Genomic DNA, 14,998 nt, shown 5'->3' on the forward strand with positions numbered 1-14,998 from the left:
CTCCGCTGCCCACACGTTTACCCCATTGTCTTGAATACACTCTAAGGTAAGGCATCATGCTGCTTCGTAAACTCAATCTCGCGCCGCGTTCGGCGCTGTGTTTCGGCTTGTTCTGTCTCATGATTATCGCGATCGGATTGATCGCTCTGCAGCAAGTCGACTTGCTCAACAAGGCAGAAACGTACGTCGAGACGACGATCGTGCCGAGTATCAAGCTGCTCGGCCAACTCGATCGAGAGTTCGTCGAAATCAAGGGCAACAACGCTCGCTTGCGCAATCCCATTGAAACGAGTGAGCGCAAAGCGCAGGCCCTGATTGACATCCAGCAGTCGCGTCAGATGATCAAAAATCATCAGCGTGCGCTCATTGACCTGCTGGCGACTGACGCCGGGCGCGAGGCGTTCGAGGAGTTTGCCAAAGCACAGAAGGTCAACGATCAGGCGCAGGACCAATACCTTGAAACAGTGGCGAACGGGCAGCTTGAAGCGGCCATTGCGCTGTCCAGGAATCAGATGCGTGCGGCGTCGGATGGCGTACAGGTCGCGCTCAAAAAGTTGATTGCTCTCAACGAGATAGAAGCTTATGAGGCGGGCAAGCAGGCCGACAATGTCTATGAGCACACGCTGTTGATCGTCAGTGTGTTCATTCTCATCGCGATCGGTGCTTCGTTGGCCCTGGCCGTGTTGTATACCCGCAGCCTGACGGTACCCATTGCAGGCTCGCTAAGGGTGGCCGAATGCATCGCCGCCAATGATCTGAGCGAAACCATTGCGCTGGATGGCTCCGATGAGGCGGCGCAAATGCTGTCGTCATTGGCGGCGATGCAAACCAGTCTGCGAGATGCCTTGATCATGATCCGTGATTCGTCCACGCAGTTGGCCGAAACCTCGGAGGTCATGCACGGCGTCACTGAAGATATCTCGCGTATCACTCAGCGTCAGAGCCATGAAATCGAAATGGCCGCCACCGCCGTCACTGAAATGAGTGCAGCGGTGGAGCAGGTTGCAGACAACGCCGCATCGACCTCGCAGCTGACGTCGGAATCAAGTGCGGCAGCCATTGCCGGTCGAAGTCAGGTCAGCGACACCGTCGCCGCAATCAACCTGATGGTGTCCAGCGTGCACAGCACCTCGGCTGAGGTGCAGGCGCTATCGACTATGGCGAGCGATATCAGCAGCGTGCTGGACGTTATCCGAGAGGTTGCCGAACAAACCAATCTGCTTGCCTTGAACGCAGCGATCGAAGCGGCGCGGGCGGGGGAGGCGGGTCGCGGTTTTGCCGTGGTTGCCGATGAGGTGAGAGGGCTGGCGCAGCGTACTCAGAAGTCGACCGAGGACATCGAGTCCATGGTCAGCTCCATTCAGTCGGGCACCAGCCGCGCAGTTTCCTCCATGAGCCACACCCGCGCTCAGGCCGAGAGAACGCTCGAAATGGCCAATATCGCCGGCGAAGTGCTGACCGACATCACTGGCTCGCTGAATCTCATCAACGAGCGAAACCTGCTGATGGCAACCGCTGCAGAAGAGCAGGCTCAGGTTGCGCGTGAAGTGGATCGCAGCCTGATCAGCATTCGCGACCTTTCGTGTGAAACCGCAGAGGGATCGAAACAGACCGCAGTCGCATCGGCGGAGCTGTCGCAATTGGCAGCGTCGCTGAACAAATTGACCAAGGAATTCAAACTTTAATCAATAAACGTAAAGCCCTGGCTACCAGGGCTTCTTGATCAGCGCTCGATCGGCGCAGCAAAGTCTTGCGCATGGGGTGCAGAGTCAGTTTGTGCTGGCGATGCGGTTTGTGCTGTCAACTGCTCAATGCAGCTGGCGAGTTGTTTTTCATAGCTTTCAAGTACCGCTTCGGCTTCAGCTTCGCGCTCATCACGCAGGCGGAAGAAATCGTCGCGATTGAGTTGGTCCGCAACAAGTCGGATGTTTTGCTCGATGATCGCGCACAGTGAATCTTCATCCTCTAACGCCGCGCTGGTCAGGGCTGCCTGTCGATTGTTTTCGAGTTCGGTTTTTGCGTGCTCAGCGGCCTTCGCCTCTTCCTTTGCGCTAAGCAGGTCGGCTTCCAAAACCTGTTTCTGTTCCGCCAGGCGCTTCAGTTCTGCGCTCATCGACTGGATTGCATCGGCGCGCTGGGTGAGTTGGACCTCCTGTTGTTGCACCACAGCCTTCAGTGGAAACAGTTCATTGAGTTGGTAGCCGGCGACCACAGTCATGGCGATCAGTGCCAGCGCAAGAATGGTCAGGCAGTAGATGGCGGCGTTGCTCTGGGGTTTTGAGCTATTGAGGGTATCGAGGGCTCTCACGGAATCGTTCCTCCTATCAAGAGTAGACAGTGTAATAACCTCGATTCGCTGGGCCTTTAAGACGAGTCTTAATTTGTGCTCTGTTTGCGTATGTCGATAACGGCTAACATTTTTAAAGAGTTCGCAGAAGGTTTGTTGTTTAAAAACCGACTATCTAAAGTTTCTCGTGGGGCCATGAGAATTGTCTTGTTTACGAATAAATAAACTTTTTGCTCAAGCTCCTTTTTTTCATTATCGTCTGCTGCCGCTTTGGTGGCGTTACTGCTGATAGTTCACGCAATCGTCCGCCATTCAATTGCTTGCAACACGGCGAGTTCAGAGAGATTGCTATGAAGTTTTCCCATGTTTTAATTGTCGGTTTTTTGTATTTACTGCCATTTAACGCAATGGCTGCAATTTGCGAATTTTATCCGGATCATTCCAAGGGCAGTGTCAGGGTGGTTCTTCCAGCCACGATCTCGGTGCCTCGTGACACGCCCAACGGCACGGTTATCTATGAAAGCCCGATCTTGACCCTGGGCGCCATACCCAGCTCATTCAGGTGCTCTGCGGTACACAACGAAGGTGTACGCAATACTGTCGGCGTTACTCAACCGGGCGCGGAGATTTTTCCTATCGGAAATACCGGAATCGGCTGGCAATGGGTCCGACCGCCATCTGGGAAAGCGTGGAAAGGCTTTCCAGGAACTACCGACACTGCTGGCGGTTGGGGTTGGAATGGTTCTGAGCACATCTTGCGTTTTGTAAAGACGGGCACTATTTCCGGCAGTGCGACGATACCCTCAGGCCAACTTGGGACCTTCGTCGCTGCAGAAATCGAGCCTCTGGCAATGAATACAAATGGCACGCGGATCGTCTCGCAGTCTTGTGAAACACCTGATGTGAAAGTGGATATGGGCAGCTACACCATGAGCGATTTTTTGCAGAACGGTGACTATGCCAAGGAGAAATACTTCTTTCTTGATATGAAAAACTGTCCTCCCGGAATCAATAACTTCAGGTACTCCTTTTCGCCCACTGCGGGCAGCCCTGCATGGAGCGCTGATACCGGCGTGGTACACCTCAACAGTAACTCCACTGCCAAAGGGCTGGCATTGCAAATGCGCTTCAGTGACAGGACGATACTCAAGCTGAACCAGAATTACATAATGAAAGCGCCAACATCGAGCGGCGGTAATGCATCCGTTTCCTTGCAAGCCCGCTTCGTGCGCATCGAGCCTTCCAATGCGCAAATGCGAGCGGGCGATGCCAATGCCGAAATTGCCTTTGTCGTCGAGTATCTATGAGCCCAACAGCCTCTTCACCTCACCCACAATCACGGCAATATCAAACGGCTTGGGCACTACCACATCAAACAGATCCGAGCGCTGCATGCCGATGTGCGCTTGCGCGCCACTCATGAGAATGATCGGCAAGTGCTTGACGGACGGCTGGGCACGCACGGCTTCGGCGAATTCGAGGCCGTCCATGACCGGCATCATGAAGTCGGTAATAACCAGCGCCGGGCGTTCTCTTTCCAGCACCTCGAGCGCTTTCTTGCCGTTGCTCGCGGTCACGGTCATGAAGCCCTCATCCTCAAGCGCAAAGCCAAGAATGTCAGCAATCAGATACTCGTCGTCGACTACCAGAATGGTGGTCATGTTATTTCAACCCGCTTGAAGACTTACGAAATTGAACCAGGCAATGACTCAGCTGCGACTGAAGGTTCATTTTTCAAAGCCTTTTCCAGGAACACATCTTGATCGCGTACAACCACCTCGAACCGCGACGGGTTGTAGGAGCTATCGCGTACCTTAAGAATGGAAAGCGTCCTGCGAAGTTCAGCGTGATTGTCAAAGAAACGCATGAGGATCAGGTTGTCGACAATACTGGACAGGTCAGAGTTCGGTGCGCTGACCTCGGATCCGAACAAATCGCGCATTTCCCAGGAGGCGAATACGGTCACGCCTCTGGATCGCAGTTCGTTCATCAATGCACTGAAAAAGTCGGTGATGCGTTCCGGTGTGGTTGACACCCGTGTCATGCCGCTCAGGCTATCGATGAACAGGCGCTTGATACCTTTCTCATCGACCAGACTCAGCAGGCGTGCGCCGAGGCCGTCGAGTAAACCCTCCGTTGTTGGCTGCCAGGCAATGCTCAATGCGCCGCTGTGTTCCATGCGTTCAATATCGATGCCCAGCGAACGGCCTTTCAGGCGCAGGCGCTGCGGGCTTTCATAGAAACCGAAATGCAGGCCAGGCGCTTCGGCCGTTGATTGCGCAAGAAACTTCAGGCCCAGCGTGGTTTTGCCGATGCCGGAAGGGCCCATGACCAGCGTGACGCTGGAGCTGTGCAAGCCGCCACCGAAGATCTCATCGAGCGACGCAATGCCGCTTGGAATACGCGTCATGTCCGCGCTGTCGGGGGCGGAAGGGCGCTTGTAGAGACTTTCGAGGCGCGGATAGACGACCAGGCCGTTATCGGTGATTTCACATTCGTGAAGACCGGTCAACGCGCCGCTGCCGCGAGTCTTGCGCAAATGAATGCGGCGCACCGAACGGGTACCGAACAGCTCTTCGCCCATTTCGATGACGCCGTCGACCATCGTGTGCTCGGGGCTGCCGTCGTCCAGGCGCGAGCTGGTCAGGAACAGCACGGTGCAACCGGCGAACGCGGCGTGGCCTTGCAGTTCAGAGATGAATTTTTTTGTATCGATTGGCGAGTCGGCTTTGGAGCGTGCATTGAGCAGGCCGTCAACGACCATGACGGTCGCCTTCTGCCGGGTGATTTCACGTCGCAGCAGCTTCACGACTTCATCGAGGCCTTCGTTTTCCAGCGTATCGAATGCGCTGACAAACTGAATCTCCGCGCCGACTCGCGAGGCGTCGAAAAAACTCATGGTCGACAGAAACTGGAACAGCCGGTCGTGCGACTCGGCCAGCAATGTGGCGACCAGCACACGGCCGCCGTCGCGGGCATGGTGAAACCCGAGCTGGTTGGCAAGGATGGTTTTGCCCGAGCCCGGGCGCCCTTGAATGATGTATGAAGCGCCGGCGACAAAGCCCCCCTGAAGCAGCGCGTCGAGCCCTTCGATCCCGCTTTGAAGGCGTTTTAGCTTTTCCACAATGCGACCCTGATCTGGATAAACAGGCTTGTTCAGCCGAATGAGTGAAATGCTAACGCCATTTCCGGTTGAGGGCCATAAAGGCTGGGGAAAAGTAGCGTTTGTGCAATGTGAACCTGGCGCGTGACTGCTCAGGATCAGGGAGTAGGGACAAGCCCCGCACAGGAAGATTCGATTTTTCAAAACCTGGCACCGATTACATCCATGGGCGCTGTTGCGGACCATGAGGGTAACGCTTGCCACTTTGCTTTCATGAAATCGTCACAAAACTGCTGCAGAGTTCGGGAGCCCGTAATCACTAGGTGTCATTTAATGAAAAGTTCGATGAAGTCTGCTGCGCTCGCCATTGCGGTATCTCTTTGTGCCACCTCGGCCTCCTTTGCAGCAGAAAATGTTCGCCTGACGGGGTCCGGAGCAAGTTTCCCGGCACCGATCTACCTGACCTGGTTCAAGGATTTCAGCAAGAAATCCGATAGCGTCACTGTCGATTACCAATCCAAGGGCAGTGGCGCGGGCGTACAGGACTTCTTGAACAAAACCGTGGATTTCGCTGCCAGTGACTCGGCAATGAAAGACGAAGATATCGCCAAGGTCGCCGAAGGCGTGCAGTTGCTGCCAATGACCGCCGGGGAAATCGTGCTGGCCTATAACCTGCCGGGCAATCCCAAGGGGCTGAAGCTGCCACGCGATGTCTATTCCAACATTTTCCTGGGCAAGATCACGCGCTGGAACGATCCGCAGATCGTCGCAGCCAACCCGGACCTGAAGCTCTCCGATACGCCGATCACGGTTGTCGTGCGTGCAGATTCCAGCGGTACGACCGCGGTATTCACCAAGCACCTGGCAACCGTCAACGCCGAGTTCAAGCAGGCGCTGGGTGAGGGCAACACCGTCAACTGGCCGGCCAGTGACAAGTTCATCAAGTCGCCGAAAAACGATGGCGTGACGGCGACCGTGCGCCAGACCCCTGGAGCGATTGGTTACATCGAATATGGCTTCGCCAAGCTGGCCAAGGTCGACTTTGCCCAGTTGCAGAACAAGGCTGGCAATTACGTGGTGCCCAATGCCGAAAGCGGTGCCGAGGCCCTGGCGGCGGTAAAAATGCCGGAAAACCTGGTGGCCTGGCTGCCTGATCCGGACGGCGCCAAGTCCTACCCGATCACCTCTTATACCTGGATGATTTTCCGCAAGGACAATGGCAACCCGGCCAAGGCCAAAGCCATGCGTGAAATGGTCGAATACAGCCTGACCGAAGGGCAGAAGATTGCCGATTCGATGGGTTACATCCCGTTGCCGCAATCGGTCGTCGAACAGGTTCGCAAAGCGTCCGCCAACATTCAGTAACGCCGTGAGGTCTCTCTCGACGTGTGCGTCTGCGCCACGCCGGGAGAGTTTTCCCCCTGTTCCGGACTTAGCCCATGAACAAACCTTTTGTCGTACCGGTTAATCCCGACTCTGCCTGCCAGCCACCCTCGACGAAGGATTTCCTGGTTGATCGCACCTTCCGCGCGCTGGCGCGCATCGGTGTGGTACTGATTCTGGCGCTGGTATTTGCACTGGTGTTCGAAGTCGGACGCAAGGCACTTCCCGGTATGGAGAAGCACGGCTTCGATGTCCTTCTGGGCAGTGTGTGGGACGTCAACCAAGGCAAATACGGCATCCTGCCAGCCATCTGGGGCACGCTCTACAGCGCCTTCATCGCTTTGCTGATCGCCGGTGTTTTTGGCGTGAGCATGGCGATTTTCCTCACCCAGGATTTCTTGCCAACCAAGCTCGCTGCGCTGTTTCGCACCATTGTCGAACTGCTCGCGGCCATTCCCAGCGTGGTCTATGGCCTGTGGGGGATCTATGTGGTGATCCCGGCGATTCGGCCGCTGACCACCTGGTTGAACGGCGAACTGGGCTGGATACCCTTTTTCGGCACGTCCCTGAGCGGTCCGGGCCTGCTGCCCGCAGCGCTGGTGCTCGCCATCATGATTCTGCCGACCATTGCCGCCGTTTCGCAGGACGCGCTAACGGCTGTGCCGATGAAAACCAAGCAGGCTGCGTACGGCATGGGCACTACCCATTGGGAAGCGATTCTCAAAGTGATGGTGCCATCGGCCGCCACCGGCATTTTCGGCTCGCTGGTGCTGGGCCTGGGGCGCGCGCTGGGTGAAACGATGGCGCTGGCCATGCTGGTCGGCAATGCCAACAACATTTCCCTCTCGCTGTTTGCACCGGCCAACACGCTTGCCGCTCTGCTGGCGCTGAACTTCCCCGAAGCCGGGCCGAACGAGATCGAGGTGTTGATGTATGCCGCACTGGTGCTGATGTTGATTACGCTGATCGTGAACATTTTCGGTTCGATGATCATGATGTACGCCCAACGGGGTAACAGATGATGACTGACCTGACCGCAGCAACAGACTTGACCGCGCCAACCGGTGCAATGCCCAGCTTGCAACGCAGGTTCGAAGGTCGCGCTCTGCGCAGCCTGATTCTGACCACCCTGGTATGGGCAGGAGCTTTGCTGGCCAGCGTGCCGCTGATTTCCGTGCTCTACATGCTGATCACCCGCGGTGGCGCGCGTCTGAACCTGGAAGTGTTTACCGAGCTGCCACCGACCGGCTTCGAGATGGGCGGCGGTTTCGGCAATGCGATGGCGGGTACCTTTGTAATGGTCGGAATCGCGGCAGCGATCGCGGTGCCGATCGGGATCATGGCGGCCATCTTCCTCGCTGAACTGGGGCCAGACAGCAAGCTGGGGAACGCCGCGCGTTTTGCCGCCAAGATGCTTACGGGCCTGCCGTCGATCCTGGCGGGGGTGTTTGCCTACGCTTTGGTAGTAATGACCACCGGCACGTATTCGGCACCTGCAGGTGGCGTGGCGCTCGCCGTCCTGATGCTGCCTATCGTGGTGCTGACTGCTGAAGAATCGATGCGGATGGTGCCCAAGATCATGAAAGATGCTGCTTATGGCATGGGCTGCACCCGCTCGCAGGTCATCTGGAAGATCATCTTGCCGACCGGTATGCCAGCGATCCTGACTGGCGTGATGCTCGCCGTGGCACGTGCCGCAGGCGAGACGGCACCGTTGTTGTTTACCGCGCTGTTCAGCAACTACTGGATCTACCACCAAGGCAATCTCGACGTCATGAACCCGACTGCCTCGCTGGCGGTACTGATCTACAACTTCTCCGGCATGCCTTTCGATAACCAGCTCGAGCTCGCATGGGCGGCCTCGTTGGTGCTGGTGATGATCGTGCTGTTCGTCAACATCATCAGCCGGATTTTCGGCAAGCCCAAGTATTAAGAACGGGAGCATCTGATTTTGAACGTATCCACTGCGCAAATAGCCGCTCCGTTTGTCACCCAGGCGCCTGTAGTCATGGACTGCAAGCTGGACAAGATTTTCTACGGCAACTTTATGGCAGTACGTGACAGTCACGTGCCGATCGAGAAAAACAAGATCACCGGTTTCATCGGTCCCTCAGGCTGCGGCAAAAGCACCGTGCTGCGCAGCCTCAACCGGATGAACGATCTGGTGAAGGGATTCCGTTTCGAGGGCCACGTGCATTTTCTCGGGCAGGACGTCTACGGCAAGGGTGTCGATCCGGTGGTCGTGCGCCGCTACATTGGCATGGTGTTTCAACAACCTAACCCGTTTTCGATGAGCATTTTCGACAACGTCGCGTTTGGTCTTCGCCTCAATCGCTACAAGGGCGATATCGGTGACCGCGTCAAGCACGCGCTGCAAGGCGCCGCGTTATGGGATGAGGTCAAGGACAAGCTCAAGGTCAGCGGCCTGTCGCTCTCCGGTGGTCAGCAACAACGCCTGTGTATCGCCCGCGCCATTGCTACTGAGCCGGAAGTCCTGCTGCTGGATGAGCCTTGCTCGGCACTGGACCCGATCGCCACCCGACGGGTCGAAGAATTGATGGTCGAGTTGAAGAAGGATTACACCATCGCGCTGGTCACCCACAACATGCAGCAAGCCATCCGTGTCGCTGACACCACAGCGTTTTTCTCGGTGGATATTTCCCAGGGCACGCGCACCGGTTATCTGGTTGAGATGGGCCCGACGGCGCAGATCTTCGACAACCCGCGTGAACAGATGACCGGCGATTACATCAGCGGCAAGTTCAGCTAAGCCACACACCGGATCAGGCCGCCTGTGCCAAATGGATTTGGCGGGCATCCGGTGGACATTTACCAAGCGTTTCCAAGGAGCACCAATGCCTGCCAAGCATCGTCTTGATTTGCCTGCGATTGAGCGCGCACTGCGGGACGTGCAGAGCCGTTTCGCCGAGCTCAGCCGGCACTTCACCGAGCCGCGTGACCCGTTGACTGACGAAGTGCTGCACAACGTGCTTGAAGGCTATGCGTTGGTTGACGAGTATGTTGCCCGCGGCGTCGACCTGTTCGATCTGCAGCAACTGAACCTGATGCTGGAAATCAATGCCACGGTGCTGTGTGGCCGAGATCCGGCGCGCCGGCTGGAATACGCCCAGCATCTGGCAGCCACCGAGGCGCATTTCTTCAACAATGTTGAGGGTGGCATCAAGGATTTGTACAACTGGTATTGCGCGTATCGCAGTGAATCGGTCTGGAAGCGTGCAGCGGGTGTCTATGTCCGCATTCTGAGCAAGCCGCAGCTGTTCATCGAAGGCAATAACCGGAGCGGCTCGCTCATTGTCAGCTACCTGCTCATGCGCGCAGGGCTGCCTCCATTCGTGTTGACCCTGGAAAATGCCGAAGGCTATTTCAACCCGTCCTCGGTCATCCGCAACTCCGCCAAGCATGGCGTCAAGGCGTTGTACGAATTGCCCAAAATCAAGAAAAAATACGCAGCATTTTTAGAAGAACAGGCGCCGGATCCCATGAAGTTCTTTCTCAAAGAAAAGCCTTTGCCTCTCTTTCAGGGTGGCCATTGATGAGCGCGGCGTCAGCCTTTGCCAAATGCACAAACTTCGGCAGCCGGGCAGGGCAGATCATCCGCTGCGCTGTGCCGCAGCTGTTCAGGCGTCAGCGCATACGGATTTCGTTCGATATCGATGACACGCTCGCCTGCCAGCTGCACCACTGCGCGGTCGAAAAAAGTCGGATACCGGCCTGTATTCATCGTTGGTTGGGTGAGCCGTTGCGTATGGGCACGCGTTCCCTGATCCGAGAGCTGCGACGCCAGGATTGCAGTGTCTGGGTCTACACCTCGTCCGGGCGCACTCCGTCGTATATCAGGCGTTGGTTAGCGCTTTACGGCATCCGCGTCGACGGCGTGGTTAACAGCGTGCTGCACAACCGTGCCCTGACAGCACATGGGATGTCGAATTCGCCTTCAAAATATCCACCGGCGTTCGATATCGACCTGCATGTCGATGACTCCGAGGGCGTGCAGCTTGAAGGCAAGGATCATGGCTTCCGGGTGGTCGTAGTGCATCCTGAGGATGATCGCTGGGCGCAGAAAGTGCTGGATTCGGTGGCCAAGGTCCAGGCGCAGCTCGCCTGGCAGCAAATGCTCAGACCTCAAGCGCCGGTGCAACACCGGGCAGAGGCTGTCTTTGAGCCTCTCGGTTAAGCGGTTACACCCTCCGCTACCAGAACAGCAGAGCCTCTGGCATACGAGGCGCTGCTGTGAAATGACTCAGAAGATGCGTAAGCGATGCGGCGTAAAACGTGTACCGCAGAAACGACAAAGCCCTGAATAATCAGGGCTTTGTCGTATATAAGATGGCGGAGGCGATGGGATTCGAACTCATGGACCTGTTACAGTCGACGGTTTTCAAGACCGTTGCCTTAAACCACTCGGCCACACCTCCGTTTGCGTTGCGGGCGCCATAATACCTGAATGAAACACACTGTCAAACTCTCTGCATGGCTTGTTACAGAGCGTCTGTTATGATCTTTGCGACTGAACGTTTCAAACCAACAGGAGTGTCGCCATGCGCGAACAGGATTACGCAGTTAATAACAGCGTGCAGGCTGAGCAGCTAGAGGTTAGCCGCGTCCTGCGCAACACTTATGGTCTCTTGGCTCTGACCCTCGCATTCAGCGGCGTGATGGCCTTCGTAGCCCAGCAGATGCGTGTCGGCTACCCGAACATTTTCGTGGTGCTGATCGGCTTCTACGGGCTGTTCTTCCTCACCAACAAACTCCGTGATTCCGCGTGGGGCCTGGTGTCCGCCTTTGCGTTGACCGGTTTCATGGGTTTCCTGCTCGGCCCGATCCTCAACCGTTACCTGGGCATGCAGGGCGGTGCTGAAGTGGTCAGCTCGGCATTCGCCATGACCGCTCTGGTGTTCGGTGGTCTATCGGCCTACGTGCTGATCACCCGTAAGGACATGAGCTTCCTCGGTGGTTTCATCACTGCCGGTTTCTTTGTCCTGCTGGGCGCAACGCTGGCCAGCTTCTTCTTCCAGATCAGCGGCCTGCAACTGGCGATCAGCGCCGGCTTCGTGCTGTTCTCGTCGGTCTGCATTCTGTTCCAGACCAGTGCGATCATTCACGGGGGCGAGCGCAACTACATCATGGCAACCATCAGCCTGTATGTATCGATCTACAACCTGTTCGTCAGCTTGCTGCAACTGTTCGGCATCATGAGCCGCGACGACTGATCGTAATAACTGCAATAAGAAACCCGCTTCGGCGGGTTTTTTATCGTCTGGAGAAATGTGTTCATTCAGTGGATGACAATGCTGCCATCCACTTGTTGACGATAGATCGTATAAGGCAGCAGCAAGGTATCGAGCGCGCCGGAGACCACGGCGTCAACCAACAGCCCCGGGATCGCTGTGTTGCGATGATTATCGGCATCCACGCCCGAGGCCAGCGGCGCATTCAAAGAACAGAAGTCATAGGCAAGGCCGCTATAGATCCTTGGCACCGCGCCACAATAACTCTTTTGTTCCTTAAGGCCGTCCATTGCAGCCTGATCATTGCGCGCCACTGTTTGAATCGTGCCACAACCGCCGAGCAGCAGCGCCGTCAGCATCATTGCCCGAGTTCTCATCCCGCCATTCCTTAGCCGCGAAAAATCACAATCTACGCCGATCGGTGGCAAATGACACTCACGCCATCGGTGGCAGTCGCCGCTTGACCGGGGTCTTCTTGACGATCGCTGTGTTGGTTTCCGCCAGCGTATTGAGACGATCAAGCAGGGTGTCGAGCTGTTCCATCGAACGTACGTGCAGACGGGCGATAAAGCAGTCCTCGCCGGTGACCTTGTCGCACTCGGTGAACTCCGGGATTGCCATGATCTGCCGCTCCACCTCCTGCAATTGCCCTGGCAGCGGTCGTACCCGGACGATCGCCTGAAGCTGATAGCCGAAGCATTTTGGATCGATTTCCACCGTGTAGCCCTTGAGCACGCCGCGCTCTTCCAGGCGCCGCAGCCGCTCCGCCACGCTCGGTGAGGACAAGCCGCTGATCTGCGCCAGCGCTTTGAGCGAGCGTCGCGAATCTTCCATCAGCGCGCCGATGAGAGTCCGGTCGATATCGTCAGTCATGTGCAAGTCTCTGATTAGGCAAAAGGGGGGGAAACACCTGCGATAAAAAAGGCGAAATGTGATTTTAGCCTGCTTTATGCGCTGGAGCAGCCTGGCGCTTGCTAGGCATACTTTGGCCATGCTTCGCCACAGCCTCTGGAGATAAATGATGGACAATTCAATCCGCCGCGGTTCGCTGGAAATGACCGCCGCGATGCTGATATCCGGGACGATCGGCTGGTTTGTGCTGGTGTCCGGGCAACCGGTGCTGGACGTGGTGTTCTGGCGCTGTGTGTTCGGCGCCGGCACCTTGCTATTGATCTGCATCGCATTCGGCTTCCTGCGCCCAGGGATTCTGACCCGCACAACGTTTTTGCTGGCGGTGCTCAGTGGAATGGCGATCGTTGGCAATTGGGTGCTGCTTTTCGCGTCGTATTCGCGCGCCTCGATTGCCATTGGCACGGCGGTCTATAACGTGCAGCCGTTCATGCTGGTCGGTCTGGCGGCGTTGTTTCTCGGCGAAAAAATCACCTTGCAGAAGCTGTTCTGGCTGGCGATTTCGTTCTTGGGCATGCTGGCCATTGTCAGCGCACATGGCACTCAGGGCGACAGCGGCAATGACTATCTGCTAGGAATTGCCCTGGCGTCGGGTGCGGCGTTTCTCTATGCGATTGCTGCACTGATCATCAAGCGCCTGACTGGCACGCCACCGCATCTGATCGCGTTGGTTCAGGTCTGCACCGGCGTGTTGTTACTCGCGCCGTTTGCGCATTTTGACGCGTTTCCGGCAGGCGCTGATGCCTGGGTGAGTCTGGTGACCTTGGGCATCGTGCACACCGGTCTGATGTACGTCTTGCTGTACGGCGCGATTCAAAAATTGCCGACGGCATTGACCGGCGCGCTGTCCTTCATCTATCCGATTGCGGCGATTTTCGTCGACTGGTTCGCCTTCGGCCATCGCCTGGAACTGCTGCAGTGGATCGGCGTCGCGGCGATCCTGCTGGCCGCCGCCGGCATGCAACAAGGTTGGGGCTGGAAAGCCCGGCGGCTGGTGGCGCAGTAGCGGTCAGATGTTCCAGCGCGGCGCAGTGGCGGCCAGGCGTTGGCGCATCTCGCCGATATTGGCTGCCAGTTGTCGGGTTAGCATCCGGTAGCCGTCAAGGGTATTGGCGACCGGCGCATCGAGGTTCGCCGTGGGCAGTTCCATTGGCCGCTCCAGCCGCTGCGAGGCGCCTGTTTTCAGGGCGCGGGCCATGCCGATCAGTTGCACGCGAATCTGTCGGTGCTCAGCCTTCAGTGCCATTTGCAAATGTGCCATGGCCTGCGGGTCGCTGACGTTGGGGCGGATATTGCCGAGGATTTCCAGCGTGCTGATGCACATGCGCAGGTTGCGCTGAATCGCATCGAGCTCGGTCATGGAAATCTTCACTTCCTTGGACACCGATGGCATCAGCGAACGCAGTTGCACCATCACCGCGCCGACCTTGCTCATCAGTCGCAGATGCTCGTCGGCGCTGACCGCTTCACCGTTGATGATGCGCCCGTACACCGTGGCGCAGTCGCGCAAGGCATCGGCGAGGTTGTAGCGCCACGAGTAGACCGCGTACAGCGGCAAAGCAAAGGAGAACGCCAGAGCGAGCGCGATGCCGATCAGGATGTCGACGCCGCGCCAAAGACCATCAGTGATCGGGTTATCACCATGCCCGGCGACAATGAACACGGTGATGGCCGAGAGCAGGGCGGTGTAGCCGCCCTTGCCAATCGCGTGATAGGAGAAGAACCCACAAACGACTGCCATGGAAAAGTAGGTCAGCCACGGCATGCCCAGCCAGGCGTGCTGCGCCACCAAGGCCAATCCGACCCCCGCGCCGATCAGGGTGCCAATAGCGCGCTCGGCAGCTTTTTTGCCGATATTGCCGTGGTGCTGCAAGCCGCCGATCACCACCAGCATCGTCACCGACGCCCATTCGCCGTGGGGCAGGTTGATCCCGGTGGTCAGCAGAATCGTCGCCAGTAGCCCCAGTGCTACCCGCACGGAGTGGATCAGGCGGGCGTGACGGTAGCGCCGATACGGGTCCAGCAGCGGTCGCAGGATGCGGCGTAACAGCGGTGGCAGGCGGGAGG

At 57.2% G+C, this 14,998-nt stretch carries 16 protein-coding genes and 1 tRNA gene; 10 read left to right on the plus strand and 7 right to left on the minus strand.

Going from position 1 to position 14,998, the window contains the following annotated elements; translation table 11 throughout:
- The first annotated feature begins 56 nt into the window (after nucleotides 1-56).
- Nucleotides 57-1,685: a methyl-accepting chemotaxis protein gene (locus CXF97_RS16950; protein WP_073474635.1), complete on the plus strand. Its 1,629-nt coding sequence runs from the start codon at nucleotides 57-59 to the stop codon at nucleotides 1,683-1,685.
- 38 nt (nucleotides 1,686-1,723) lie between these two features.
- Here CXF97_RS16950 and CXF97_RS16955 read toward each other — a convergent pair whose 3' ends face one another.
- A complete protein-coding gene (locus tag CXF97_RS16955; protein ID WP_101159477.1) occupies nucleotides 1,724-2,308 on the minus strand; it encodes a hypothetical protein in 585 nt (194 codons plus the stop codon).
- A 329-nt stretch (nucleotides 2,309-2,637) separates the two neighbouring features.
- Here CXF97_RS16955 and CXF97_RS16960 point away from each other — a divergent pair, with 329 nt between their 5' ends.
- Complete coding sequence (locus tag CXF97_RS16960) at nucleotides 2,638-3,594, plus strand: fimbrial protein (RefSeq protein ID WP_101159478.1); 957 nt, start codon at nucleotides 2,638-2,640, stop codon at nucleotides 3,592-3,594.
- Here CXF97_RS16960 and CXF97_RS16965 read toward each other — a convergent pair.
- Entirely contained in the window at nucleotides 3,589-3,948 is a 360-nt protein-coding gene (locus tag CXF97_RS16965; protein ID WP_101159479.1) for a response regulator, read from the minus strand. The genes CXF97_RS16960 and CXF97_RS16965 overlap by 6 nt on opposite strands.
- A 23-nt stretch (nucleotides 3,949-3,971) precedes the next feature.
- On the minus strand, nucleotides 3,972-5,411 hold the full coding sequence (locus CXF97_RS16970) for an ATPase domain-containing protein (protein ID WP_101159480.1): 1,440 nt from the start codon (nucleotides 5,409-5,411) through the stop codon (nucleotides 3,972-3,974).
- Nucleotides 5,412-5,723: 312 nt separating this feature from the next.
- Between CXF97_RS16970 and pstS the strand changes: the two genes are divergently transcribed.
- The 6 genes from pstS (at nucleotide 5,724) to CXF97_RS17000 (ending at nucleotide 10,968) form a co-directional block, all read left to right on the plus strand.
- Complete coding sequence (gene pstS, locus CXF97_RS16975; protein ID WP_101159481.1) at nucleotides 5,724-6,755, plus strand: phosphate ABC transporter substrate-binding protein PstS; 1,032 nt, start codon at nucleotides 5,724-5,726, stop codon at nucleotides 6,753-6,755.
- Nucleotides 6,756-6,829: 74 nt separating this feature from the next.
- Nucleotides 6,830-7,795, plus strand: coding sequence for a phosphate ABC transporter permease subunit PstC (gene pstC, locus CXF97_RS16980; RefSeq protein ID WP_101159482.1), 966 nt, complete (start codon nucleotides 6,830-6,832; stop codon nucleotides 7,793-7,795).
- The gene (gene pstA / locus CXF97_RS16985) at nucleotides 7,795-8,706 is read left to right on the plus strand and encodes a phosphate ABC transporter permease PstA (protein ID WP_101159610.1); all 912 of its coding nucleotides are present in this window, start codon (nucleotides 7,795-7,797) and stop codon (nucleotides 8,704-8,706) included. Before pstC ends, pstA begins: the two co-directional genes overlap by 1 nt.
- Nucleotides 8,707-8,781: 75 nt before the next feature.
- Nucleotides 8,782-9,543 carry a phosphate ABC transporter ATP-binding protein PstB gene (gene pstB, locus CXF97_RS16990; protein WP_016774591.1) on the plus strand — a complete coding sequence of 254 codons (762 nt, stop codon included), beginning with the start codon at nucleotides 8,782-8,784 and terminating at the stop codon, nucleotides 9,541-9,543.
- Between the two features lie 85 nt (nucleotides 9,544-9,628).
- Entirely contained in the window at nucleotides 9,629-10,327 is a 699-nt protein-coding gene (locus CXF97_RS16995; protein ID WP_101159483.1) for a hypothetical protein, read from the plus strand.
- A complete protein-coding gene (locus CXF97_RS17000) occupies nucleotides 10,327-10,968 on the plus strand; it encodes a hypothetical protein (protein ID WP_256589855.1) in 642 nt (213 codons plus the stop codon). Before CXF97_RS16995 ends, CXF97_RS17000 begins: the two co-directional genes overlap by 1 nt.
- A gap of 153 nt (nucleotides 10,969-11,121) precedes the next feature.
- Here the strand turns inward: CXF97_RS17000 and CXF97_RS17005 are convergent.
- A tRNA-Ser gene (locus CXF97_RS17005) sits at nucleotides 11,122-11,209 on the minus strand.
- A gap of 123 nt (nucleotides 11,210-11,332) precedes the next feature.
- Here CXF97_RS17005 and CXF97_RS17010 point away from each other — a divergent pair.
- Entirely contained in the window at nucleotides 11,333-12,004 is a 672-nt protein-coding gene (locus CXF97_RS17010) for a Bax inhibitor-1/YccA family protein (RefSeq protein ID WP_008006561.1), read from the plus strand.
- A 65-nt stretch (nucleotides 12,005-12,069) separates the two neighbouring features.
- Here CXF97_RS17010 and CXF97_RS17015 read toward each other — a convergent pair whose 3' ends face one another.
- Both CXF97_RS17015 and CXF97_RS17020 read right to left on the minus strand, forming a co-directional pair.
- A complete protein-coding gene (locus CXF97_RS17015; RefSeq protein ID WP_101159484.1) occupies nucleotides 12,070-12,399 on the minus strand; it encodes a YceK/YidQ family lipoprotein in 330 nt (109 codons plus the stop codon).
- A gap of 58 nt (nucleotides 12,400-12,457) precedes the next feature.
- Entirely contained in the window at nucleotides 12,458-12,895 is a 438-nt protein-coding gene (locus CXF97_RS17020; protein WP_101159485.1) for an Lrp/AsnC family transcriptional regulator, read from the minus strand.
- Nucleotides 12,896-13,043: 148 nt separating this feature from the next.
- Between CXF97_RS17020 and CXF97_RS17025 the strand changes: the two genes are divergently transcribed.
- Nucleotides 13,044-13,937 (plus strand): DMT family transporter, encoded by an 894-nt coding sequence (locus CXF97_RS17025; protein ID WP_101159486.1) that lies wholly within the window; start codon nucleotides 13,044-13,046, stop codon nucleotides 13,935-13,937.
- Nucleotides 13,938-13,940: 3 nt separating this feature from the next.
- Here CXF97_RS17025 and CXF97_RS17030 read toward each other — a convergent pair whose 3' ends face one another.
- Complete coding sequence (locus CXF97_RS17030; RefSeq protein ID WP_178081208.1) at nucleotides 13,941-14,981, minus strand: FUSC family protein; 1,041 nt, start codon at nucleotides 14,979-14,981, stop codon at nucleotides 13,941-13,943.
- Between the last annotated feature and the right edge of the window lie 17 nt (nucleotides 14,982-14,998).

Origin of the sequence: Pseudomonas sp. Choline-02u-1 (assembly GCF_002836515.1) — a bacterium.
GTDB lineage: Bacteria > Pseudomonadota > Gammaproteobacteria > Pseudomonadales > Pseudomonadaceae > Aquipseudomonas.